Genomic DNA, 232 nt, shown 5'->3' with positions numbered 1-232 from the left:
GGTCAGCATCACCGTGGCGCGGCCGCGGAAGCGCACCCGGCCCAGGGCGTAGGAGGCGGTGATCCACAGCAGCAGGGCGATGACCACCACCGACACCGAGATGAGGATGGAATTGAAGCTGGCGCGCACGAAGCTCTTCTGGGTGAAGATCTGCACGTAGTTGCTGACGTCCACCGACGCCAGCCAGAAATCGACCCGGAACAGCTCGCTCGAGGGCTTCAGCGAGGTGATC

General features: G+C 64.2%; 1 pseudogene. It reads right to left on the bottom strand.

What is annotated here, in order from left to right:
• Positions 1-232 (bottom strand): annotated as a pseudogene (locus tag CVH10_RS24765) (carbohydrate ABC transporter permease); the annotation flags it as partial.

This window comes from Halomonas sp. ND22Bw (assembly GCF_003011945.1).
GTDB lineage: Bacteria > Pseudomonadota > Gammaproteobacteria > Pseudomonadales > Halomonadaceae > Halomonas > Halomonas halophila.
This window is presented reverse-complemented; position numbering and strand designations above follow the sequence as displayed.